This window comes from Streptomyces sp. BR1 (assembly GCF_052373795.1).
In the GTDB taxonomy this organism is placed as follows: Bacteria; Actinomycetota; Actinomycetes; order Streptomycetales; family Streptomycetaceae; genus Streptomyces.
Genome location: NZ_CM126252.1, coordinates 6,916,044 through 6,938,828 on the forward strand (window position 1 = coordinate 6,916,044; position 22,785 = coordinate 6,938,828).

At 70.0% G+C, this 22,785-nt stretch carries 23 protein-coding genes and 1 pseudogene; 7 read left to right on the forward strand and 17 right to left on the reverse strand.

Annotated features, from left to right (window positions below; translation table 11 throughout):
- Positions 1–38 precede the first annotated feature (38 nt).
- Genes ACT1U9_RS30440 through ACT1U9_RS30455 form a run of 4 tightly spaced genes read right to left on the reverse strand, consistent with a single transcriptional unit; the run spans position 39 to position 1,759 of the window.
- Complete coding sequence (locus ACT1U9_RS30440; protein ID WP_444535836.1) at positions 39–275, reverse strand: gas vesicle protein GvpG; 237 nt, start codon at positions 273–275, stop codon at positions 39–41.
- Between the two features lie 42 nt (positions 276–317).
- On the reverse strand, positions 318–1,034 hold the full coding sequence (locus ACT1U9_RS30445; protein ID WP_444535837.1) for a GvpL/GvpF family gas vesicle protein: 717 nt from the start codon (positions 1,032–1,034) through the stop codon (positions 318–320).
- Positions 1,031–1,459: a gas vesicle structural protein GvpA gene (locus tag ACT1U9_RS30450; protein ID WP_444535838.1), complete on the reverse strand. Its 429-nt coding sequence runs from the start codon at positions 1,457–1,459 to the stop codon at positions 1,031–1,033. Before ACT1U9_RS30450 ends, ACT1U9_RS30445 begins: the two co-directional genes overlap by 4 nt.
- A gap of 51 nt (positions 1,460–1,510) precedes the next feature.
- Positions 1,511–1,759, reverse strand: coding sequence for a gas vesicle protein GvpO (locus ACT1U9_RS30455; RefSeq protein ID WP_444539292.1), 249 nt, complete (start codon positions 1,757–1,759; stop codon positions 1,511–1,513).
- Positions 1,760–2,002: 243 nt separating this feature from the next.
- Between ACT1U9_RS30455 and ACT1U9_RS30460 the strand changes: the two genes are divergently transcribed.
- The 4 genes from ACT1U9_RS30460 to ACT1U9_RS30475 all read left to right on the forward strand — a co-directional run bounded on the left by ACT1U9_RS30460 (position 2,003) and on the right by ACT1U9_RS30475 (position 4,397).
- Entirely contained in the window at positions 2,003–2,317 is a 315-nt protein-coding gene (locus ACT1U9_RS30460) for a small hydrophobic protein (RefSeq protein ID WP_444535839.1), read from the forward strand.
- 61 nt (positions 2,318–2,378) lie between these two features.
- Positions 2,379–2,726, forward strand: coding sequence for a PRC-barrel domain-containing protein (locus tag ACT1U9_RS30465; protein ID WP_444539293.1), 348 nt, complete (start codon positions 2,379–2,381; stop codon positions 2,724–2,726).
- Positions 2,727–2,858: 132 nt separating this feature from the next.
- Positions 2,859–3,707, forward strand: coding sequence for an alpha/beta fold hydrolase (locus tag ACT1U9_RS30470; RefSeq protein WP_444535840.1), 849 nt, complete (start codon positions 2,859–2,861; stop codon positions 3,705–3,707).
- 117 nt (positions 3,708–3,824) lie between these two features.
- Positions 3,825–4,397 carry a dihydrofolate reductase family protein gene (locus ACT1U9_RS30475; protein WP_444535841.1) on the forward strand — a complete coding sequence of 191 codons (573 nt, stop codon included), beginning with the start codon at positions 3,825–3,827 and terminating at the stop codon, positions 4,395–4,397.
- Positions 4,398–4,413: 16 nt separating this feature from the next.
- Here the strand turns inward: ACT1U9_RS30475 and ACT1U9_RS30480 are convergent, their stop codons facing one another.
- The 4 genes from ACT1U9_RS30480 to ACT1U9_RS30495 form a co-directional block, all read right to left on the reverse strand.
- A complete protein-coding gene (locus ACT1U9_RS30480; RefSeq protein ID WP_444535842.1) occupies positions 4,414–5,478 on the reverse strand; it encodes a glycosyl hydrolase family 18 protein in 1,065 nt (354 codons plus the stop codon).
- Positions 5,479–5,601: 123 nt separating this feature from the next.
- The gene (locus tag ACT1U9_RS30485) at positions 5,602–6,606 is read right to left on the reverse strand and encodes a Rieske 2Fe-2S domain-containing protein (RefSeq protein WP_444535843.1); all 1,005 of its coding nucleotides are present in this window, start codon (positions 6,604–6,606) and stop codon (positions 5,602–5,604) included.
- 97 nt (positions 6,607–6,703) lie between these two features.
- Positions 6,704–9,079, reverse strand: coding sequence for an ATP-binding cassette domain-containing protein (locus tag ACT1U9_RS30490; RefSeq protein ID WP_444535844.1), 2,376 nt, complete (start codon positions 9,077–9,079; stop codon positions 6,704–6,706).
- Between the two features lie 186 nt (positions 9,080–9,265).
- Entirely contained in the window at positions 9,266–9,970 is a 705-nt protein-coding gene (locus tag ACT1U9_RS30495) for a hypothetical protein (protein ID WP_444535845.1), read from the reverse strand.
- Positions 9,971–10,213: 243 nt separating this feature from the next.
- Between ACT1U9_RS30495 and ACT1U9_RS30500 the strand changes: the two genes are divergently transcribed.
- Complete coding sequence (locus tag ACT1U9_RS30500; RefSeq protein WP_444535846.1) at positions 10,214–11,488, forward strand: M20 metallopeptidase family protein; 1,275 nt, start codon at positions 10,214–10,216, stop codon at positions 11,486–11,488.
- Positions 11,489–11,491: 3 nt separating this feature from the next.
- Here the strand turns inward: ACT1U9_RS30500 and ACT1U9_RS30505 are convergent, their stop codons facing one another.
- The 3 genes from ACT1U9_RS30505 to ACT1U9_RS30515 all read right to left on the reverse strand — a co-directional run bounded on the left by ACT1U9_RS30505 (position 11,492) and on the right by ACT1U9_RS30515 (position 13,116).
- Positions 11,492–12,037 (reverse strand): FABP family protein, encoded by a 546-nt coding sequence (locus ACT1U9_RS30505; RefSeq protein WP_444535847.1) that lies wholly within the window; start codon positions 12,035–12,037, stop codon positions 11,492–11,494.
- Positions 12,038–12,110: 73 nt separating this feature from the next.
- Positions 12,111–12,827 (reverse strand): flavodoxin family protein, encoded by a 717-nt coding sequence (locus ACT1U9_RS30510; protein WP_444535848.1) that lies wholly within the window; start codon positions 12,825–12,827, stop codon positions 12,111–12,113.
- Positions 12,802–13,116, reverse strand: a complete 315-nt coding sequence (locus tag ACT1U9_RS30515) for a hypothetical protein (protein ID WP_444535849.1) — start codon at positions 13,114–13,116, stop codon at positions 12,802–12,804. Before ACT1U9_RS30515 ends, ACT1U9_RS30510 begins: the two co-directional genes overlap by 26 nt.
- A 310-nt stretch (positions 13,117–13,426) precedes the next feature.
- Between ACT1U9_RS30515 and ACT1U9_RS30520 the strand changes: the two genes are divergently transcribed.
- A complete protein-coding gene (locus tag ACT1U9_RS30520; RefSeq protein ID WP_317453611.1) occupies positions 13,427–13,735 on the forward strand; it encodes a DUF4031 domain-containing protein in 309 nt (102 codons plus the stop codon).
- A 51-nt stretch (positions 13,736–13,786) separates the two neighbouring features.
- Here the strand turns inward: ACT1U9_RS30520 and ACT1U9_RS30525 are convergent, their stop codons facing one another.
- Positions 13,787–15,406 carry a purple acid phosphatase family protein gene (locus tag ACT1U9_RS30525; RefSeq protein ID WP_444535850.1) on the reverse strand — a complete coding sequence of 540 codons (1,620 nt, stop codon included), beginning with the start codon at positions 15,404–15,406 and terminating at the stop codon, positions 13,787–13,789.
- 775 nt (positions 15,407–16,181) lie between these two features.
- Here ACT1U9_RS30525 and ACT1U9_RS30530 point away from each other — a divergent pair.
- Positions 16,182–17,891 carry a S53 family peptidase gene (locus ACT1U9_RS30530; RefSeq protein WP_444535851.1) on the forward strand — a complete coding sequence of 570 codons (1,710 nt, stop codon included), beginning with the start codon at positions 16,182–16,184 and terminating at the stop codon, positions 17,889–17,891.
- A 77-nt stretch (positions 17,892–17,968) separates the two neighbouring features.
- Here ACT1U9_RS30530 and ACT1U9_RS30535 read toward each other — a convergent pair whose 3' ends face one another.
- The 5 genes and pseudogenes from ACT1U9_RS30535 to ACT1U9_RS30555 form a co-directional block, all read right to left on the reverse strand.
- The gene (locus tag ACT1U9_RS30535) at positions 17,969–18,847 is read right to left on the reverse strand and encodes a hypothetical protein (RefSeq protein ID WP_444535852.1); all 879 of its coding nucleotides are present in this window, start codon (positions 18,845–18,847) and stop codon (positions 17,969–17,971) included.
- A gap of 98 nt (positions 18,848–18,945) precedes the next feature.
- Positions 18,946–19,548 (reverse strand): isochorismatase family protein, encoded by a 603-nt coding sequence (locus ACT1U9_RS30540; RefSeq protein ID WP_444535853.1) that lies wholly within the window; start codon positions 19,546–19,548, stop codon positions 18,946–18,948.
- Between the two features lie 87 nt (positions 19,549–19,635).
- On the reverse strand, positions 19,636–20,619 hold the full coding sequence (locus tag ACT1U9_RS30545; RefSeq protein ID WP_444535854.1) for a GlxA family transcriptional regulator: 984 nt from the start codon (positions 20,617–20,619) through the stop codon (positions 19,636–19,638).
- Between the two features lie 69 nt (positions 20,620–20,688).
- Positions 20,689–22,437: pseudogene (locus tag ACT1U9_RS30550) on the reverse strand (complex I subunit 5 family protein).
- Positions 22,434–22,781 (reverse strand): sodium:proton antiporter, encoded by a 348-nt coding sequence (locus tag ACT1U9_RS30555; protein ID WP_361417466.1) that lies wholly within the window; start codon positions 22,779–22,781, stop codon positions 22,434–22,436. The pseudogene ACT1U9_RS30550 and the gene ACT1U9_RS30555 overlap by 4 nt, the downstream one beginning before the upstream one ends.
- Positions 22,782–22,785: the final 4 nt, after the last annotated feature.

The following is a 22,785-nucleotide window of genomic DNA, read 5'->3' on the forward strand; positions in this document are numbered from 1 at the left end:
CCCGGCCCCGACCGCGAGCACTGTTGCCGGCCGGTTGTTCATGTCCAGGTGTTCCTGTTCTGCAGTCGGTCGAGGAGCGCGTCCTCGCGGCGGTCGAACTCGGCCTCGTCGATCTCACCGGCCATCAGCAGCTCTTCGAGCCGTGCCAGTTCGCGATGGACTGCCGAGGGGTCGTAGTACTGCCGCTCCGCCTCCGCGACGACCTGGTCCAGCACCCAGAAGGTGCCGCGCACAGGAGCCGCTGGAAGCAGCAGCAGTTCTTTGAGAAGTCCCAACGCACGTATCCCGTCCGCTAGTTCAGATGATTCGGACCGTCGTCATTCGGTGAAGCTGTACGGGGGCAGCGGGCCGTGCACGCTCAGCAGGAGCTGGGGTGCCTCGTCGCGCAGCTTGTCGACGGCCGTCAGGAAATCGGTGGCCTTCGAGCGGTCGATCAGGAAGGACAGGTTCGCCAGCCAGCCGGTGGACTCGGGCCCGCTGCGCCGGTCCTCGGACGCCCCCGCCAGAGCCTGCTGGATCAGCTGCGCGTCCTGCGCCTCGCGCTGCTGCACGGCCGCGGCGATACGTTCCCCGAGCGCCAGCTTCTGATCGTACGTGCCGCCGCCGGCCTTGCGGTTGGCCTCGCTCATGGCCCGCAGTTCCGGGCTGGCCGCGAGGACCTGGTGCAGGACGGCCGCTTCGTCGTGGGTGGCCTTGATGTTGTATTCGACCTTGCCCTCCAGCGCCTCCAGCCGTTCCAGATAGCGCTGTTCGTGTTCGGCGAGCACGAACCGTACGGCCTCGTCGTCGACGGAGATACCGCCGAACCGCAGCGGCAGCACCGGGCCGCCCGCACCGGCCTCCGCGAGGACGTTCTGGTGGGCGAGAAGATCGCGGCGCCTGGGCTTCAGGTCCTCGGGGGCGTCGCTCACCAGCGCCACCAACTCGCCTTGGGCGACGGTCCGTACCGGCCTCGGCGGATCACCGACCCCGCCCATGCTCTCCGGCAAGTGGGCATGCGTACGACGCGCGATGCCGTATACGTACGTGGTCATTCCTGCTCCTCCTTCCGGCGGGACGCGGTGCGCCGGGCGCGCGGCCTGGGCTCCGGCTCGCCTTCCTCGTGTTCCTCGTGCGACCCCTTGAAAACGTCGGCGACGCTCTGCGCGGCGCCGGAGAGCGCGCCCTTGGTCTTGCCGCGCGCGCCGGACTCGGTGATCTCGCCGACCATGTCCGGCAGTCCCGCGCTGCGATGCGGCCCGGCTTCCAGGTCGAGGCGGTTGCACGCCTCGGCGAAGCGCAGATAGGTGTCGACGCTGGCGACCACGACGCGTATGTCGACCTTCAGGATCTCGATGCCGATGACCGAGACACGTATGAACGCGTCGATCACGAGCCCGCGGTCGAGGACGAGTTCGAGGACGTCGTAGAGACCGGTGCTCCCTCCGCCGCCGCCCTGCTGTGCCGGAACAACCGTCATGGTGTCCAGTCCTCCTTGTCTGTGGTGTGTGTTTGCCTGCTGTTGTCGGTGTCACGGACGCCGGTCGGAGCGCCCGCGCTCGTACCTGCGCACGCGCCGGTAGCCGGTGAGTTCGCCGTGCGGGTCGAGGTCCACCTCGTACGAGGCGAGCAGGCTCATGGTGTCGGGGACGCGGGCCAGTTCGAGCACGTCGATGCACAACCGCCAGCCGTTCTCGGTCCGTTCGAAGGACGAGACGGTCTCGGCGGGCCTGCCGGTGAGCTCGGAGAGCTGGTCGCGGGCGGCGCGCAGTACGTCCATCGCGCCGGGCAGGTCGTCGTCGACGTCCAGGTCCTGATCGGGCGTCGGTTTCTTCTCGGGTGCGTTCGCCATGTCCCCCTCGCGGCCACTCGAATTCCTTTGACGCGGACCTCAAGTGCTCCGGGTAGCCCCGACCCGGCGGGCCAAACCCCGAGGTGGCACGGTCCGGTGAAGGCCGGTGGGTACGGCGGCGGAAGGCGGGTACCCGGGGTGCGAGTTGAATCGACGCCCGAGGGAGCGGTGATGACAACGGGCCTCGGAAACATGCGTACGCGCAGGAGCCCCCGGCCACGGAACCGCAGGTGGCCCCGGACCGGGCCGGACCGCGCGACGCTCGGCATCATCGGACTGGTCTGCGCGATCGCGGGCTTCTTCGTCCTCGGCATCGTTCTCGGGCCGGTCGCCGTGGCGTGCGGCTGGCTGGGGATGGGCCGCCGCTGGAACAGCGGCGCGGAGCCGATGCCGGCGCTGGTCGCCCTGGTCCTCGGCGCCATCGACACCTTGCTGGCCTTCATCTGGCTGGTGGGTACGGCCGCCCCGGGCAACGGGCTGTTGTAGCGCCCGATACGACCTCGTACCTCGAACAGAGCTGAAGAGAATGGAGATTGCTGTGAGCGACATGGAGATGTGGGGCTATGCCCTGACCGCTGGATTCACCACCGGCGCCGACCTGACGGGCTTCAAGGTGGAGGCCACCGACGGCAGCATCGGCAAGGTGGACAAGCACTCGGACGCGGTGGGCGCGGCCTGCATCGTGGTCGACACCGGAATGTGGATCTTCGGCAAGCATGTGCTCCTCCCGGCCGGTGTGATCTCCCGGATCGACCCGGACGAGCGCAAGATCTACGTGGCCCGGACCAAGGAAGAGATCAAGAACGCGCCGGAGTTCGACAAGGAGAAGCACCTGGGTGACCCCGCCTACCACCAGAACGTCGGCACGTACTACATGGGCATGCCGGGCCACTGAGCCGGGCGTGTGGATGCGGGGGGCATGGTCCGAGGGGTGAGCGTTCCGGCCGGGGGCGCTCACCCTTCCCCGTTCCTCCGCACTGCTGCCCGCTGTTGACCGCCGGGCTGGCAGCTGGTTAGCGTGCGCCGGGTGACGCGACGAGAGGCTCCCATGGCCGGCACCCTCAAGCGGGTTCCCACGGCTCTGGGCGAGGTGGCGGTGGCCGTGCACGGCATCGGCCCCGGCTCACCGGTCGTCCTGCTGCACGCCAACCCGGGTGACCGGCGCGACTTCGACGCGGTGGTCCCCGCTCTCGCCGAACGGCACACGGTCTATGCCGTGGACTGGCCCGGATACGGCGACTCCGCCCGCCCGTCGGCCGACCAGATCTCCGCGATGGCGTACGCGTCGATCCTGCCGCAGATCCTCGACGGCCTGGGTCTGGAGCGCGTCTCCCTGATCGGCAACAGCGTGGGCGGGTACGCCGCCGCACGCCTCGCCATCACGGATCCGGATCGGGTAGCCGCTCTGATCCTCGTCAACAGCGGCGGTTTCTCCCTCGTGACCCCGCTCAACGGCCCGCTGATGCGGCTGATCGGGACCACACCGGTGATGCGACTGCTGTCGGGCCGGCTGCCCCGCCGCTACCTGCGCGTGCGTACCCCCTTCCGTACGCGGATGATCGAGCGCGACGCCGCCCGCCGCCACGACCCCGCGTCCCTGGCCACGGCCGCAGCGATTTGGCGCAGCTTCGCCGCCCCCGCCCATGACCTGCGCACCGCCGCCTCGGCCATCACCGCGCCGACCCTGCTCTGCTGGGGCACCCGCGACCCGCTGGTCGGCCGCGACGGCCGGGCCGCCCGCCGGGCGATCGCCCACGCCACCTGGCACCCACTCCCCACGGGTCACGCGCCGTTCGCCGAGGCCCCGGAGGACTTCCTGCACGCGGTGCTGCCCTTCCTCGAAGGCTCCGGAAAGAAACTTGGCGACGGCCGATGAGTTTCTTCGTGGTCCGCGGTCAAAGGTGATGATCGGTGCGCCGAGCGGTCTGTGTGGGCGGCGCGCGCACCGGTCCAACCTGCTCAGAACCCGATACCGGATCCCGAGGAACCCTCCATGCGTACGCTCATCAGCTCCGCCTTCATCTCGCTCGACGGCGTCGTGGACTCTCCTGGGGGTGAGCCGGGTTACCGGAACTCGGGGTGGACCTTCAAGGACGTGGAGTTCCTGCCCGAGGCGTTCGAGATCAAGGGCCGGGAGCAGCAGGAGGCCACTGCGATGCTGCTCGGCCGGACCAGTTACGAGGCGTTCAGTGCGGTGTGGCCGGACATGGCGGAGTTCGCCGACTACAAGGTGATGCCGAAGTACGTCGTGTCCACCACGCTCACCGAGGACGACCTGGTGACGAACTGGGGCGAGACCACGATCCTGCGCTCGCTCGACGAGGTGGCCGCGCTGAAGGAGACCGAGGGCGGCCCGATCATCGTGCACGGCAGCGCCGCCCTGAACCGCAGCCTTTCGGACGCGGGTCTGATCGACCGCTACCACCTGCTGGTCTTCCCGCTCCTGCTCGGCGCGGGCAAGCGGCTGTTCAGCACCACGGACAAGGACACCCAGAAGCTGAAGCTGGTCGAGCACGAGGTCTACGCCAACGGCCTGCAGAAGAACGTCTTCGACGTCGTCCGCTGACAGCCGTGGAGCGAGTTCATCTCGCACCGCCTTGGCCGTGCAGGGCCAGCGTGTCCCACAGTTTGGTGTCCTCGAAGCCGAGCGCCCACAGGCCGCTGCCCGTGACTCCGAAGCGGGCGAGTACGGCCAGGTGCGCGGCCGAGCCGTTCGCGTCCTGGTACCAGACTTCGTGGCGTTTGCGGTCGGTGTCCGTGTACGAGAAGTGGGGGGTGCCGGACGCGGTGTCGAAGACGTACTCCGCGCCCACCCTGCGCCGCAGCACCTCGGCTTCCTGTGAAGTGACGTGCTTGGCGCGGGCGGTGGACCCCACTGTCCAGTCCCAGCCGTACGCGGGCAGCGCGACCTCCAGTCTGGCGCGCGGCACCGTGGCCGTGGCGTAGGTCAGGAACTCCTCGTACCAGGCGACGGAGGACAGCGGGCCGGGCTTGTCGAGCGCGTCGTGGAGGTTGTACCCCATGATGCGCAGACGGTCGGCGACGGTGCCGAGGCGGGCGTAGTCGTAGGCGTGGCCGGTGGTGCTGGTGCGGGGCATGACGGTGATGACGCACTGTTTGGCCAGCGCGTGAAGGCGGGTGCAGAGTTCGCTGGTGAGGGCGTTGTAGCCGATGCGGACCTGTTCGCGCAGGTCCGCGTCCTCGGTCTCGGTCATCCTTTCGTAGTCGAGGTCGAGGCCGTCGTACGGGCGGCTCGCGACCACCTTCATGAGGGCGTCGACGTGCGCGGTGCGCCGCGCGGGGTCGTTCATGAGGGCCGTCATCGACGCGGCGTCCGGGACCTCGGTGACGGTGGGGACGACCTTGATGCCCTTGGCGTGCAGACCGTCGATGATCCGCTGCTCTCCCGCACCCGTCTCACCGCTGATGTCGGTCCCGGAGGCGGCCGTGTACCAGAAGGGGCTGACGGTGTGCAGCTGATCGGCATGGCGCAACGCGTCGTCGTACGCCACGTCGGTGTTCCACCAGGGAAGCCACGCCGAGACCGTACGGGCGACCGGGGGAGGAGGCGCGGGAGCGGGCCGGGGAGCGGCTGTCGGTACGGCGAGCGCGGCGGCCGCGAGGAGGACGGTGAGTGCGGTCTTCATCTTGCCGACCCTGACGGCCGGTGAGGCGCCGCCGGGTCACGGCACGTCGGGCAGACGAGTGATTGGTGAGGACGGTTTGCGGGGCGGGCGCTGCTGATCGCGCCGCGTGCGAGGTCTCGCGGGTCAGCCGGTCGGGTAGAACTGGCGGGCCCAGCGGCGGTACTGACCGATGGCCTCGTCGCCGGGGGCGAGACGCGGGCGTGCTTCGTAGCGTTTGTGGTTCCAGATGGGCAGGTCCTGCTTGACGACCCTGAGCGCGAGTCGGTGCACGCCCTGAGCGGCGGTCCTGGTCAGCGGGACGCGCAGGGCCGCGAGCCCGCGACCGGGCAGCCGCTTCGGGTCGATCACCGTGCAGGCGGTGGCGAACCGCAGACGCGACTGCCACGGTCCGGTCGGCGTGGGCAGGCTCCACACATGGAACAGCAGGCCGAGCCGGGGCAGGGCCAGCTCGGTGCAGAGGACGCCGAGGCCCGCAAGGAGCACCTTCTGGTCGCCGAAGGGTTCTCCGCCCCTGGGGAAGCGTTCCGGGGCGATGCGCAGTCGTAGGTGCAGGAGCGGTCCATCGGGCTTCGGCGGGGCCATTTCCCGCATGGCCTGCTGATGCAGGGCGGACAGATGCCGGTAGTCGGCGATGTTCTCGATGATCTCTTGCGGGTGGCTGGTCACGTCCGTGGCCCACCACGCCGCGGGTGCGGCGTTGGCGCCGAGCGTGTCGGGCAACTCCCAGGCGGGCGGCGCATCGTCGTGACCGTGCCAGACGAAGAGCATCCCGTTGCGTTCCCGCAGATGATGGCGCGCCACCCGGGCGCGCGGCGGCGGTCCGTCCGGGGTGCGCACGCACATCCCGTCCGCAGCGAAGGCGAAACGGTGGAACGGGCAGACCAGCAACTCGCCCTCGACCGTCCCCCCGACGCCGAAGTGGGCACCCAGGTGCGGGCAGTAGGGGCGTACGGCGTGGGCGGCACCGCTGCGGGTGCGGTAGACGACGACGTCCTCGCCCATGAACCGGCGGGTGACCACGGCTCCCCGGGCGACCTCATGGGACAGGGCAACGCAGAACCACCCGGCGGGGTACGGCAGTTCCGGGTCCTCGCCGAGCGGGCCGGACGGCCGGGCTTGCGTCGTCACGAACCGTAATGAACCACGATGAGGCGCGGCGCCGGAATCGCGTACCCCGTAAACCACTCGCACCGGGGACACTCGTCCGCGTACGGACTGACTGTGCTCAGGCGCCGACGTACGCCGCCAGATGCTCGCCCGTGAGGGTGGCGCGGGCCGCGACGAGGTCGGCCGGTGTGCCCTCGTAGACGATCCGGCCGCCGTCGTGGCCCGCACCCGGGCCGAGGTCGATGATCCAGTCGGCGTGGGCCATGACTGCCTGGTGGTGCTCGACGACGATGACCGACTTGCCGGAGTCGACCAACCGGTCGAGCAGGCCCAGCAGTTGCTCGACATCGGCGAGGTGGAGGCCGGCGGTCGGCTCGTCGAGGATGTAGACACCGCCCTTCTCGGCCATATGGGTGGCGAGCTTGAGCCGCTGGCGCTCGCCGCCGGACAGCGTGGTGAGCGGCTGGCCGAGGCTGAGGTAGCCGAGCCCGACATCGGCGAGACGGCCGAGGACGCGGTGTGCGGCCGGTGTGGCCGCCTCGCCGGCGCCGAAGAACGCCTCGGCCTCGGTCACCGACATCGCCAGCACCTCGCTGATGTCGCGGCCGCCGAGGTGGTACTCAAGGACCGATGCCTGGTACCGCTTCCCGTCGCACTCCTCGCAGGTGGCGGCGACACTGGCCATGATCGTCAGGTCGGTGTAGATGACACCGGCGCCGTTGCAGGCGGGGCACGCGCCTTCGGAGTTGGCGCTGAACAGCGCCGGTTTCACGCCGTTGGCCTTCGCGAACGCCTTGCGGATCGGGTCGAGCAGTCCGGTGTACGTCGCCGGGTTGCTGCGCCGTGAGCCCTTGATGGCCCGCTGGTCGACCGACACCACGCCCGTATCGGCCGGGATCGACCCGTGCACCAGCGAGCTCTTGCCGGAGCCCGCCACACCGGTCACCACGCAGAGCACCCCGAGCGGGATGTCGACGTCGATGTTCCGCAGGTTGTGCGTGGCCGCGCCGCGGATCGCCAGGACGCTGGTGGGTGTCCGCACCGTCTCCTTGACGGCGGCCCGGTCGTCGAAATGGCGGCCGGTGATGGTGCCACCGGTCCGCAGTGCGTCGACGGTGCCCTCGAAGCAGACGGTGCCGCCCGCTTGCCCCGCGCCGGGCCCGAGGTCGACGACATGGTCGGCGATCGCGATGGTCTCCGGCTTGTGCTCCACGACGAGCACCGTGTTGCCCTTGTCCCGCAGCCGCAGCAGCAGGTCGTTCATCCGCTGGATGTCGTGCGGGTGCAGGCCGATGGTGGGCTCGTCGAAGACGTAGGTGACATCGGTGAGCGAGGAGCCGAGGTGGCGGATCATCTTGACGCGCTGCGCCTCGCCACCCGACAGCGTGCCCGACGACCGGTCGAGGGAGAGATAGCCGAGCCCGATCTCCACGAACGAGTCGAGCGTGCTCCGCAGCGCGGTGAGCAGCGGCGCCACCGACGGCTCGGTGAGACCGCGTACCCATTCCGCCAGATCGCTGATTTGCATGGCGCAGGCGTCGGCGATGCTCATCTTCTTGATCTTCGACGATCGGGCACCCTCGCTGAGCCGGGTGCCGTCGCAGTCCGGGCACGTGGTGAAGGTGACGGCCCGCTCCACGAACGCCCGGATGTGCGGTTGCAGCGCCTCCGTTTCCCTGGAGAGCATCGACTTCTGGATCCGGGGGACCAGACCCTCGTACGTCATGTTGATGCCCGCGATCTTCATCCTGGTCGGCTCGCGGTGCAGGAAGTCGTGCAGTTCCCTCTTGGTGTACTTGCGGATCGGCTTGTCCGGGTCGACGAAGCCCGACTCGCTGTAGAGCCGGGCGTTCCAGCCGCCTCCGGTGTATCCCGGGACGGTGATCGCGCCCTCCGCGAGCGACTTGGCGTCGTCGTACAGCTGGGTAAGGTCGATGTCGGAGACCGCGCCCCGGCCCTCGCAGCGCGGGCACATACCGCCGGTGCGGTTGTACGTCGCTTTCACGGCCTTCTGGTGGGTGCCGCGCTCGACGGTGATCGCACCGCTCGCGCGGACCGAGGGGACGTTGAAGGCGTACGCGCTGGGCGGGCCGATGTGGGGTTTGCCGAGGCGGCTGAAGAGGATGCGCAGCATCGCGTTGGCGTCGGTGGCGGTGCCGACCGTGGAGCGGGGATCGGCACCCATCCGCTGCTGGTCGACGATGATCGCGGTCGTCAGCCCTTCGAGTACGTCGACCTCGGGCCGCGCCAGCGTCGGCATGAAGCCCTGTACGAACGCGCTGTACGTCTCGTTGATCAGCCGCTGCGACTCGGCGGCGATCGTGTCGAACACGAGTGAGCTCTTGCCGGAGCCGGAGACACCGGTGAACACCGTCAGACGGCGCTTCGGGATCTCGACGCTGACGTCCTTGAGGTTGTTCACGCGCGCGCCGTGCACGCGGATCCCGTCATGGCTGTCGGCAGCGTGCGACGCGGGGCTCTTGGCCTTGCTCATCGTGTCTCCATCTGTGGGGGTGGGACCGGTGCGATGGGCCCGCCCTCGGAGGGGGAAGTCGATGTGGTCGAACTGTAGCGGGGCCGGTGGGGTCGGCAACTCGGCGGAGACGCGGAAGCCGACGGCGGTAGGTGGCTACCGCCGTCGGCTTCGAACACGCGCATCGCGGCGCTTGCCGCTGGTGGGCTACCCGTTCGCCCGGGTGGGGGAGAGCCCGTCCTCCGGCACGGCGGCAGCTGCCAGGGGCCGGTTGCGCAGCCGCTGGACAACCGGCAGCACCGCGGCGCCGAGGAGGAAACCGTAGACGGACACCAGGCCGTGGCCGTTCTCCTGGGCCAGCCACATCGCGAGCCCGGCGGCGGGCACGCTCACCGCGAGCAGCCGCTCCTTGGTGGCGCTGCTGGTGAGCACCAGGCCCGCCGCGAGGGTGGCCGCCAGGAAATACGTCGCACCCGAACTCCCGGCGAAGTTGCGCGGGTCGGTGCTGGGGGCGGTGTCTCCGAACAGCGCGTCGATGTGCTCAGGCAGCAGGATGCCGGCGGCGAACAGCGCCAGCATCAGCGGCCCGCGCCAGAACCACTGCGCCAGCGCGGCGATCGCGGCGAGTGTGGCGATGTTCCAGGCGCCCCCGAGGAGCCCGCCGTTCTGCATGAACACCGAGGTCACCACGCGCCACCAACCGGCCTTGCGCGGATCGCTGTCGAGGGCGTCCATCGCCCCGGACCAGAGCTGCTGAAGCACCACCGCGCCGATTGCTACGGCGGTCACACCGACCGCCGCCCAGGGAATCGGCCGCTCGCGGACCGTCCCTTCACCGACCAGCGCCACACCGCTCTTGAACATCAGCACCATCAGTGCTGCGGTCGTCAGGTTGAAAACTATTGAGTCCATGCAGGTCATCCCCCGATTGAGGACCGTTGATCCAGGTCGGCGCTCACCATAGCGGGTCAACCGGTATGTGTCTGGAGCGATCAGTTCCGGGGCCCGTTCCGGGAGTTGCGCACCCGCACGATGGGGTTATCCCCACCCCCGGGCGGTGGTCCGTCGGATGGGCGACGACACCCGCGTACGGAGAAGGTATGGCCAGGGAATCCGACGTCCCGGAAACATCTGAAGCACCACCAAGGGGGAACAGTGAACCGTCCCATCGACCACGCCTTCGCGCGCCGCACCCTGCTCGCCGGAGCGGCGGCCGCCGGTGCCGGAATCGTGTGGGGAACTGCGGGGCAGGCCGCGGCCGACGGGGGGAGAGCGGCGGTGGAGCAACGCGTGGTGGATGCCGAACTGGCGCGTCTGGAAGGCGAGTTGATCGCTCTTCGGCGCGACATCCACCAGCACCCCGAGGCGCCTGGTCAGGAGCAGCGCACCGCCGGGATCGTCGCCAGGGAGCTGCGGGCGGCCGGGCTGGACGTCACCACCGGGGTGGGCGGCACCGGCGTGGTCGGTGTCCTGCGAGGGGCACGTCCGGGCCGGACCGTCGCGTACCGGGCGGACATGGACGCGGTGCCGCCGCAGGACATCGTCGGTGGCGGCACCGCGGTGGCCCATGTCTGCGGCCATGACATCCACACCACGGTGGCCATCGGCGTCGCCAAGGTCCTGGCACGGCTGCGGCGGCATCTGAGCGGCACCGTGGTGTTCCTGTTCCAGCCCGCCGAGGAGGCCCTGGCCGGGGCCCGCGCGATGATCGACGCGGGCGTGCTGGAGAGCAACCGCGTCCAGGAGATCCACGCGCTGCACTGCGGACCGTTCCCGGTGGGGCAGTTCGCCGTGACGCCGGGGTACGGGCTGCCGGGCCAGGACCGCGCGCAGGTGACGCTCTCGGGGCCGGACGCGCCCGATGCCGCGCGCCGCCTGGCCGCCGAGATCGGCACGCTCGCGACAGTGGCGGTGCCCCAGACGGCGGCCGACCTGGAGCGGATGGTCACCGAAGTCCAGACGCCCGACGGTCCGCTGGCCCGGTTCGTCGCGGTCCGCGCCCGGGCGCAGGACGCCAAGGTGAGCGTGTCGTACCGCTGCTGGCCGCAGGAGCGGTACGTGTCGGTGCGCGAGGACATCCGGCGCCTCGCCAAGTCGTACGCGGGAAGCGGTGTGAGCTTCCCCGCCGAGCCGTTCCCGGCCATGGTGTGCCCGGAAGACGACGCGCGCAGGGTCGCCCGCCATCTGCGCCGCACGCTCGGCCGGGGAGCGGTCACCGAGCTGCACGCCGCGTTCCCCTTCAACGGCGAGGACTTCGCGCTGTATTTGGGGCGCCTGCCCGGCACGTACACCTTCCTCGGCGTCCGTGCCCCCGGCGCACCCATCACCACCGGTTTCCCGCACTACCCCGACTTCGCCCCGGACGAGCGCGCGATCGGCGTCGGTGTACGGGCGATGGCGGGCTGGATCGCGAAGCGGACACACGCGTGAGATCTACGCCGTCGTTCGTCGCAACTGTGCCGACAGATGGTGCTGCAACGGCTGGCCGACGGCCGCGAGGTCATGGACGAAGGTGAGGGTGTCGTCGTCGGTGAGGGTGTAGTGGCGGCGGGTGGCGTCGACCTCCTTCGCGGTGGGCGTGAGGGCCACCTCGTGGGTGGAGAGGTCCACGGTCTTGCCGGTCACCTGGCCGACCGCGATCTCCGCGATGCCGGTGGGCTGGGTGATCAGGGCCTCGACCCGGCCGTCGGGCTGGAGCCGCCACCAGCCGCTCTCCCGGGCCGACGGCCGCAATGGCGCACCATCGGCGTCCAGCAGCCAGGCGCGGGCTTCGTAGCGCAGGAACGGGCGCCCGTCGTGGCTGAAGGTGACTTCCTGCGCATACGTGAAGTCTTTCTCGATGGTCGGGTAACCACCCTGCCCCCGACCGCGCCAACTGCCCAGCAGACCGAGCACGGGCGTGAGCAGCGCGTGCGGGGCGGGTGCCTCGTCCGGTGCGCTGCTCTCGGGGTACGGGTACTGGGATGCGGCGTCGAACACGATGTGCGCTCCTGGGTCTGATGCGGAGTACGGGCCGTTGTCAGACGGAAGCCTAGGCGTACGTACGCAGTGTTCAGCGGTGCTCGGGGTTGGGGAAGTCGAACCGGCAGCCCGCGTCCCATTCCGAGCGCTGGTTGCCGTGGGCGGGGATGCCGCCGGCCCGCTTCAGCATCGCGGCCAGGTGCATCAGGTTCCACGTCATGAACGCGGTGTTGCGGTTGGTGAAGTCGTTCTCCGGACCGCCCGAGCCGGGGTCGAGATAGGACGGCCCCGGGCCCGCCTCACCGATCCAGCCCGCGTCGGCCTGCGGCGGGATGGTGTAACCGAGGTGCTGGAGGCTGTAGAGGACGTTCATGGCGCAGTGTTTGACACCGTCCTCGTTCCCGGTGATGAGGCAGCCGCCGACGCGGCCGTAATAGGCGTACTGCCCCTGGGAGTTGAGGATGCTGGAGCAGGCGTAGAGCCGCTCGACGACCTGCTTCATCACCGAACTGTTGTCACCGAGCCAGATGGGCCCGCACAGGATGAGGATGTCGGCGGCCATGACCCTCTCGTACAGCTGCGGCCACTCGTCGCTCGCCCAGCCGTGCTCGGTCATATCGGGCCAGACGCCGGTGGCGATGTCGTGGTCGACGGCCCGGATGAGCTCGGTCGTCACCCCGTTCTGCTCCATGACGAGCCGACTCCTGTCGATCAGCCCCTCGGTGTTGCTCACCTCCGGTGAGCGCTTGAGCGTGCAGTTGACGAACAGGGCGCGCAGATCGTCATAGCGGTACGCGGTCACGGACATCGGCCGTCTCCTCGCAGCGGAACACAGTACGACACCAGCGTGCGCCGGATGCTGGGGGCGGGCCACTGGTCGGCGCCGAATGCGTGACGGTCCCCGTCACAGAGGCGGTGCCGGTATAGAAGTGAAGCCGATCGCCGGAGGCCACCTCCGCACCACCATGCTCCTCGGCCAGCAGCGTGATGTCTGTGGTGAAGATGGCGTGCTCGCCGATCGAGCCGGGCGCCGCAAGCACCTGCCCCCGCGCGACCGTGTCCGTGTCGACGCCGCGCAGCAGCACGCCCACGTTCATGCCCGAACGGCTTCTCCGTCGCGTTCACCACTGACCGGCCCATTGATCCACTTCGTCCACTCGTGAGTTGCCCTTGCTCCCGATGTGGCCGCACGTGGCAGCTGTGAACGGGGAGTTCGAGGCTGACAATGCTCGCTCACCGGGCAGCTGCCAGGTCGGCCCGCGCCGCCCGGCGGCTCGCACCGACTCGTCGCACCGCGCGGTTTGCGCCGTTCTCGTCGGGGGAGACCAAGAAGCAGATCTCCAGTGGTGTTGGATCGTTGTACGGGGTGCGACGGTCCAGAGGCGTCGGTACGAGTCGGAGGTTGATGTGACGGTCTACGTGGACGGGATGAAGGACTACGGAGCCCTCGCGGTACGGCGTGGCCTGCCGGCCACACGCTGGTGTCATCTCACGGCGGACACCGAACGCGAGTTGCACGCCTTCGCCAAAGCACTCGGTCTGCGCCGTTCCTGGTATCAGCGCAAGGGCCCCAAGGACCACCGGTGGCACTACGACATCACCGCGCCCACCCGGGCCGAGGCCACACGGCTGGGCGCGCGTGAGGTGGATCGGCGGTTCATGGGCCGGCTGATGATCCTCCGCAGCGAAGAGGCCGCCCGGTCCGGGCAGGGGTGAGCTGCGGGGACAGGAGACGGGGCCCGTGCGGTCGGGCCCCTGCCCCTCCCCTCAGCGCCGTACGTCTCCCCGCGGTCGCTCCAAGGTGAACGTGTCCACCGGGGTGAGGTCCCCGTACGGCCCGTCGAACGTGTAGTACGTGACACGCATATGGGTGCGGCCGGTGCGCGCGTCTCCCGGGTCGACGTCGAACGCCGCGAAGCCGTGGGTGTGGGCGCGGTCCTGGACCGCGCGCCAGGGGGCGTCCTCCGTCACGAAGACCGCCTTGCGGTGGCGGCCCTCCGTCTCCTTGCTCAGATCGACCACCACACGCCCCTTGGGCTCCTCGAAAAGATCGTCCTGCGTGGTCGCGAAGTTGCCGCCGTTCCCGATGATCACGTGGACGGTGCCCTGCGAGGTGTCCGCGACGTCGCTCCTGGTGGAGACCGGGACGGGCGTACGGGCCTCGTTCGGCAGGGTGCCTCGCACCGGCAGCGAGCGCTCGTAGTAGTGCTCGTGGCCGCTGAGCACCAAGTCGACCCCGTACGCGTCGAAGAGCGGCCCCCACGCCGCGCGGATCCCGAGGTCGCTGCCGCTGCCGCTGCGGCTGCTGGAGATCATCGGGTGGTGCATGAACACCACGATCCAGTCGATGTCGCGGCTCGCCCGAGCCGCCTTCAACTCCCGTTCCAGCCAGCGTCGTTGCGCCCCGCCCGAGTAGCCGTGCACATAGGTGTCACCGGTGTCCTGGATCGCCACGTCGTCGTTGGCGAGGCTGATGAAGCGGACCGAGCCGACCGTGAAGGCGTACCACAGACCCCGGGTCTCCGGTTCGGCGGCGTTCGTGGCTCCGGGCAGCGTGAAGTAGGTCTGGTAACCGGTCACCCCCAGGGGACCGTTGCCCTTCTCGTTCTCGCCGTTTCCGACGCACGGCATCCACGGCCGCAGCCGCGTCGAACGGCTGTTGCCGATGAACCAGTCCGCCCAGGTGGCGACCCGGTCCTGGCCGAAGACGCCGGCCGCCGAGGCGTAGCACAGGTCGCCGTTGACGAGGTTGAACAGCGGCCCGACGCGTTCCACCGCGGCCACGATGTCGGCGGAGGCCGGGCTGCCGGCGTTGCTGCTGGTGTAGAGGGGGAAGCGGCCCGAGGGCGAAGGGGGGCCACCCGTCGGCCACTTGAGGGCGCGGCGCAGATTCGGCGAGCCCTGGTCCCCGAAGCTGGTGAAGGTGAACGCGGTGCGTCCGCGCGGCGCCGTGGTGAACGACCCCGTCTCCGGCGCGGCGCCTTCGTGCCCGGCCGAGTACAAGTAGGTGGTGTCGGGCCGCAGTTTGGTGAGGTGGGCGTGGTGGACGTACACCTCTTCCTTCGAGAGTCCGTCCCGGTAGGTACGGGTCTCGGCGTCGATCACCCGGCCGACCCCTCCGTGCGGGGAGCCGAGCCGCACTTGCGGGCGGCGTACGGACTGGGGGCTGATCCAGGAGACGGTCATCTCGGTGGCGGCATCCGCGCCGAACTGGAGATGCAGCCCCGCCACGCCCGGCGCGCCCAGGCGGCTCGGGGAGCGCTGGAGCAAGGGGAGCGACGCGGGCCGCTCCCGGTCCGCGGCCTCGGCGGCCCCCGCGCCGCCGAGGGCGGTGGCGGCTGCGGCCGCGGTCGAGCCGGTCAGTACTGATCTGCGCGCGATCGTCATGTAACGACCTTTTCAAAGACGGAAGTTGGTCATGTGAACCATAAGACGTCGTGGCAGGTCGAACCCGGAGCGGGCGCGCTGGTCGGGTGGCGCCCGGGCACGGGCACCCGGGCGCCGTCGGCCGAGCCGTTGCCGAAAATACCGACCCGACCGATTACGCACTCTTTCCGCCCGTAATCCGCTGAACAGTGACCGGCCCCAACTGCCCCCCCAACTCACCGCGGTTGAACGGTCAGTCCCCAAGGCCCTGGTCAATGGCTGGTCAAGGTCTTGCCATGCATTTCTGTTCCCCTGTCCAGGCGTCGGTCAATTACCGTCCAGCGGCGAGTAATGGCGCACCGGACATTTACATGTTCTGGTGCTGCTCTGTCCGGACCGTTCACATTCCCGTAACGAGCGGAGTGCAGGAGCCCGAGGTCATACCCGTTGACCGGTGCTCATCAAGTCTGCTTTGCTTCCGCCCGGCGGATGGTGCCACCACAGCCCGTGGTGACAGTTCGTTAGATAAATGGGGTTCGCGTTTCGGTCCGGGGGCTTACTTCCCTGTCTGCGGAGAGAGCAATTTCCCCGCGGAACGGTCACCGCACGCCCAGGGAATTCCCCTGCGCGGTCGCGGTGTCGCATTCCGCTGCTCTCTTCACGCGGATATTCGGCGGGGTGGCGGGTGCCTGTTCCGGGGTGTGGCCCGGTATGCCGTCCGCCGCCGTCCAGCCGAGCGGTCATCGCGGTCGATCGACACGCGATGACCGGTACGAGAGAGGCACCCCCCCCACCCATGGGTATCCCCCGCATATCTAGAGCCGCGCAGCGGACCGCCCTCACCGGGCTCGTTTCGCTCGCCTTCGCCACCACCGGCATGGTCGCGGCCGGTTCTGCCCAGGCCCAGACCGCCGGTGCGTCGAGCACGCCGCACGTCAAGCGGCTCTGCTCGCAGCCCACCAAGCACCGCGTGATGGCCTGCAAGGCGCTGGCCCGCACCGACGTCGTCCAGCCGCACGCGCTCACGGTCAACGCGGTCTCGCCGCTCGCCGTGCCGTCCGGCTACGGCCCGTCCGACCTGCTGAGCGCCTACAACCTGCCCGCCAACGGCGGTGCCGGTGCGACGATCGCCATCGTCGACGCCCAGGACGACCCCAACGCCGAGTCCGACCTGGCCGCCTACCGCAGCCAGTACGGCCTGCCGGCCTGCACCACGGCCAACGGCTGCTTCAGCAAGGTCGACCAGAACGGCGGCACCAACTACCCGACCGCCGACGCGGGTTGGGCGGGTGAGATCTCCCTCGACCTCGACATGGTCTCGGCGATCGCCCCCAACGCCCACATCATGCTGGTGGAGGCCTCCACCGCCAACATGAGCGACCTGGGCACCGCGGTCAACACCGCCGTCGCCTCGGGCGCCAAGTACGTGTCCAACAGCTACGGCGGCTCCGAGGACGCCTCGGACCTGACCGCGGACAACCAGTACTTCAAGCACCCCGGTGTCGCGATCACCGTCTCGGCGGGCGACTCCGCGTACGGCGCCGAGTACCCGGCGGCCTCCCAGTACGTGACCTCGGTCGGCGGCACCGCGCTGAAGAAGGACTCCAGCGCGCGTGGCTGGTCCGAGTCGGTATGGCACACCAGCAGCACCGAGGGCACCGGCTCCGGCTGCTCGGCCTATGACCCCAAGCCCAGCTGGCAGACGGACAGCGGCTGCTCCAAGCGCGCCATCTCCGACGTGTCGGCCGTCGCCGACCCGGCCACCGGTGTCGCGGTGTACGACAGCTACCAGGCCACCGGCTGGAACGTGTACGGCGGCACCAGCGCCTCCGCGCCGATCATCGCCGGCGTCTACGCCCTGGCCGGCACCCCCGGCACCGGCGACTACCCGTCGAAGTACCCGTACGCGCACACCAGCGCGCTCAACGACGTCACCACCGGCAGCAACGGCACCTGCTCGCCTAGCTACCTGTGCACCGCCGGCCCCGGCTACGACGGCCCGACCGGCCTCGGCACCCCGAACGGCACCACCGCCTTCGCCACCGGTGGCAGCACCGGCGGCGGCACCGGCACCGCGCTGACCAACGGCACGTTCGAGGCGGGCAACCTCAGCGGCTGGACCTCCACCGGGTCCGCCGCCGCCAGCTCCGCCGCCGCGCACACCGGCACCTACGGCGCCCTGCTCGGCTCGTCCAGCCCGACCAACACCTCCTCCATCGCCCAGACCTTCACCGCGCCCACCGGCAGCTCCAAGGTCTCCTTCGGCTACGACGTGACCTGCCCCGACACCGTCACCTACGACTGGGCCACCGCCACGCTGAAGGACAACACCACCGGCACCACCACCACGGTCCTGCCCAAGACCTGCACCAACGGCGCCGGTTGGAAGACCGCGTCCGGCTCCCTCACCGCGGGCCACAGCTACACCCTCACGCTCACCAGCAAGGACGACAATTACGCGGGTGACGAGACGTACACGTACTACGACGACGTGACCGTCTCCTAACTCTCGTCCGACATCACCGGCACGCATCCGGACCCCTCTCCCACCGAGCGTGGGGGAGGGGTCCGGATGTCTGCGGTTTATGTCAACGCCGCGAGCGGGAACGCGTCGGCGTCTTCTTTGGGCCGGGACACGTACAGGGCGGTGTGGAAGTAGCCTTCCGTTTCGCGTCCGTGAGGGTCTTCTCCGGCGGCGGTCACCGCGTCAACGGCGTAGTGCTGCTCCTGCGCGCTGGTGAAACGACGCTGGAGGAAGGTGGTGTCGTCGGCCTTCTCGGTGATCAGTCCGTGCGAGAGCAGGCTTGCGGCGATGGGTTGGTACGAGCCTGTTCGCAGGACGAACGCGGCGACCCACCCCGGGGGGTCGGCCTCGGCCAGAAGCGGTAGGAAGGTGCGGGGGGACAGGAAACTCGCCCCGCCCGTGATCGTGATCAGGCGGGTGTGGCGCGCGGCGCGGCGCAGGGCCGGTGAGGGTGGGGCGGCTTCGAGGTTCTCGGCGTACGCCTCGTCCAGCAGACCGACCGCGAGTGCGTACTGAAGGGCGGGTGCTGACACATCGAGCCCTGCCACCGGTACCGCGTCGTGGCGGCGCCGGGCCGCGTAGTAGGCGCGGTCCCACTCGATCAGCTCGGTGGCGCCGAGCGCGTCGGCCTGCGGTGATGTGTAGCGGGTGCGGAGGTCGTCCCACGTCACGTCGTGGTTGAGAAGAGCCGCGTTGATGCCATAGGAGCAGCAGATGTCCAACACGCTTGCTGGTCGTGCCAGTTGGGTGCTGCGGACGGCGGCCAGTCGTCGGAAGACTCCCTGGGCATGGTGGGGTGTCCGGTAGTCCAACGCACCCAGCACGCGGAAGTAGGTCCGTGGGTCCGGTTGCTCGTAGAGGTCGTCGAACGGGGTCCTGCCCACCTCGGCGGAACGCTGTGTCGGCCCCGTGGCATCGGTGGCCCTCGCCTCAGTCATCCCTGCCCGTCCCCTCACTCGCCGGATCGTGACCCCGACAGTCTGCGCCTGGCAGTCGCGCGGGCACACGACTGCCAGGACGGAACCAGCCAGGGTGGCTAGCCGATGAGGTCGTCGACCGTGGGTGCGATGACGCCGAACAGGTCGCTGATGGTGGTCAACGCCGCCGTCTGGAGGGCGGCTGCGGGAAGAGCGGCGCCTTCGGGGGTGGCCAACGTGCGGGTGGCGGTGGCCTCGGCGACGACCGTGGGACGGTAGCCGAGGTAGAACGCGCCCTCGGCGGTGAACGTGATGCACATGTGGGTCATGAAGCCCGCCAGTACGAGCTCGGTCCCGGCGCCCAGCTCGCGCAGGGTCTTCTCCAGGTCGGTGTCGTGGAAGGCGTTGGGGACCTGCTTGACCACGACAGGCTCCCCCTCGATGGGGGCGACTTCATCGCTGATGGCACCGATCTCGGCGCGGATGTCGTACGGGGTGTTCTCCCCGCCGTCGTTGATGATGTGGATCACCGGTACGCCGGCCGCGCGGGCGGCGGCCAGCAGGCGGGCCCCTGCGGCGAGGGCGGTCTCGGCGCCTTCGAGCTCCATCACGCCGGTCCGGTAGGTGTTCTGGAAGTCGATCATTATCAGGGTGGCGTCGGCGAGCCGGGGGAGCTCGTTGCTGAGGCCGCTCACGTCACGCAGGCTGGCGGAACTGGTCATCGGGATGGTCCTTTCAACAGTGTCTGAGCAGGGCGAAGCCGTACGGCGTGCCCACTCGCACGCGTACTAAGGGGGTTGATTGTTGGTTCAGGTGGTCGTGCGGAACCGGCGGCGGTATGCCGCCGGCGTGGTGCCGATCTGCTTGCGCAGTGCCCGGTGCAGGGTTTCCACGGAACCGAATCCGCACGCGGCGGCGACCTGGTCCAGTGGCTGGTCGGTGCTCTCCAGCAGGCGCCGGGCCGCCTCCACGCGGGCGGCCTCGACATAGGAGGCCGGGCTCGTGCCGGTCTCCTGGCGGAACACCCGCGCGAAGTGCCTCTCGCTCAGGCACATCCGCTCGGCCAGCGCGGCGGCCGACAGATCGCCGTCGAGGTGGTCGGCGATGAACATCCGCAGCTCGTCGATGTCCCGGCGGGAGGCGGGCGGTCGGCTCAGGGGGACCGAGAACTGGCTCTGGCCGCCTTGCCGTTTGAGGTACATCACCAACTGGCGGGCGACGCCCAGCGCCACCTCCTCACCCATGTCCTCGGCCACCAGCGCCAGCGAGAGATCCATGCAGGCGCTGATCCCGGCCCCGGTCCATACCTTCCCGGACCGTACGAAGATCGGGTCCGGGTCGACTGTCACGGCCGGATGGTCGGCGGCCAACTGCGCGGCGGTCGACCAGTGCGTGGTGGCCGTCTTCCCGTCGAGGAGTCCGGCCGCCGCGAGCAGATGTGCGCCCACGCAGACCGAGGCCACCCGGCGGGCGAGCGGCGCGGCCTCCTTCACCCACTCCACGACGTCCTGGTCGATCCGCGCGACCGGGCCGTCGGGGTGCAGGTCCACCGCGCCGGGAATGAGCAGCGTGTCCAGTACCCCGCCGACCTCGGCGAACGAAAGATCGGCCACCAGCCGTACGCCCGCCGAGGTGACCACCTCGCCACGGGAGCGGCCCGCCAACTGCACCTGGTAGCCCGCCCGGCCGCCGGACTCCCGGTTGGCCAGCGCGAAGACCTCGGCCGGGCCGGTCACGTCGAGGAGGTCGACGTCGGGGAAGACCGCGATGACGACGCGGCGGGTGCTGGACATGCGTCCATCGTCGCTCCCGCCATCGATGGCCGCAATGACGGCTTTCTGTCATATCCAGACACATGCAGGTCAGCCGGTCACGATGCCCGGCAGCGCGATCGCGCCGAGCAGGGCCGTGCCCACCAGAAGCCAGGCCACGTAGTCGCCGATGTGGCCCGAGTGCAGTCGGCGCACCGGCTACGTCCAGCCGTACGGTTCGACGCGTGCCGGGCCCCGGACGGCCGCTGCGGCGAGAGAGACGGCCAGTACAGCCGACGCGATCCCGAGCAGCACTCCGGGAAGTGTCCAGTGCGGGGAGTGGGGCGGCTCGACGCCGAACGCGCGGCCCGTCGCCGTGGCCAGCCCGGGCACCGTGCCCGCCGCGAGCGATCCGGCGAGCAGCAGCGCCGGAACCGCGATCATGGTGGCCGGTACCCGGCTGATCCGCCCCTTGGTCTCCGGTTCCTCGTCCTCGCCGCTCGTCTCGTGTGCCCGATCGCTGAGCGGCGGACGGCCGAGCCCGAAGAACACGCGCGCGGCGACCCTGAGTACGGCTCCCGCGGTGACCGCGGACACGGCGACGAACAGGACCGTGAACGCGCCGCCCGCCGCTTCCTCGGTCACCGACTTGCCCAGGCACGTACCGAAGGGCGGAAGCCCCGCGAGGGCCAGCGCGGCCACCACGAACAGCGCGGCGACGACGGGTGACTTCCGTGCGCGGCCGTGGAGTTCGTGTTCGTCGACGCTTCCGTAGCGGTCGAGCAGGATGCCCGTGCAGGCGAACAGGGCCGCCTTCGCCCCCGCGTGGCCCACCACGTACAGGGCCACCCCGCCGGTCGCCTCCGGGCGCACCAGGCCGATGCCGATGAGGAAGAGCCCGGTGTGCGCGACGGTCGAGTACGCGAGCAGGCGTTTGATGTGACGCTGCTGCCAGCACATCAGCGACCCCACGAGCGCGCTCAGGGTGCCGAGCGTCAGCAGGGCGTGTCCGGCGTCGGGTGCGGGGATGCCGCCCGGCCCCGCGAACACCGTCGTGTACACCCGCCATGTCCCGTACACCCCGAGCTGCACCATGACCCCGGACAGGAGCATGCACACGGGTGTCGGCGCGACCGCGTGTGCGTCGGGCAGCCAGAAGTGGAACGGCGCGGCGGCGGCCTTGACGAGCAGGCCGGTCAGGACGAGGGCGAAGGCGCCGAGGGTGAGCGCGTCCGGCCCGCCGTGCGCGTCGAGGCGGGCCCCGATCTGCCGCATACCGAGCTCGCCGGTGCGGGCGTAAAGGAGCACGATGCCCGCCAACGTGGCCTAGGCGCCAAGGGAGTTGACCACCCCGAAGGTGAGGGCGCCCTGGACGGCCTTGGCCTCCTCGACCCGGTAGCCGGTCAGTGCGTACGCGACGACGCTCATCAGCTCGAAGAAGACGAAGGCGTTGAAGAGGTCGCCGGTGAGGGCGAAGCCGCACATACCGGCCTGGAAGAGCAGGATCAGCGCGGGGTAGGAACCCGCGTGGCGGCGCGGCGGTTCGTCGAAGTAGCGCCATGAGTAGACGAGCACGGCGACGACCAGGACGGAGACCAGCGCGGCGAGACCGGTCCCGGGGGCGTCGCCGAGCAGGACGATGCCCACCCCGGCGCCGTTCTCGGGACGCCAGCCGCCGACCCACTCCACGGAGTCGGGCGAGGAGTGGACGAGCAGGACCAGCGCGAGACCCGCCGTCGCCGCTGCCGCGCCGGCTCCGGTCGACTCGGCGGCGACCCGGGGCAGTCGGCGCCCGGCCGCGACCAGCACGGCGGCGCCGAGCAGCGGTACGGCCACGACCAGCGGCAGGAGGTGGTTCATCCGCGCAGCTCGGAGAGTTCGTCGGGATCCACCGTGCCATGGCGTTTGGCCACCTGCATCACCAGCGCGAGCAGGAGCGCGGTCACCGTCGCGCCCACCACCACGTCCGTGAGGGTCAGGGCCTGGACGACCGGGTCGACGACCGGTCGCGAGCCGGGCTTCAGATCGGAGTGGACCGGCGCCGTGCCGCCCTCGCGGTAGCCCACGGCGAGCAGCAGGACGTATGTCGAGGACTGGCAGACCGCCAGACAGCCCACCGCGTGGACCAGATGGCGGCTGGTGGCGAGACCGTAGCAGCCGGCCAGGAAGATCCAGCCGGCGACCAGATACGGCAGTACGGACATCACG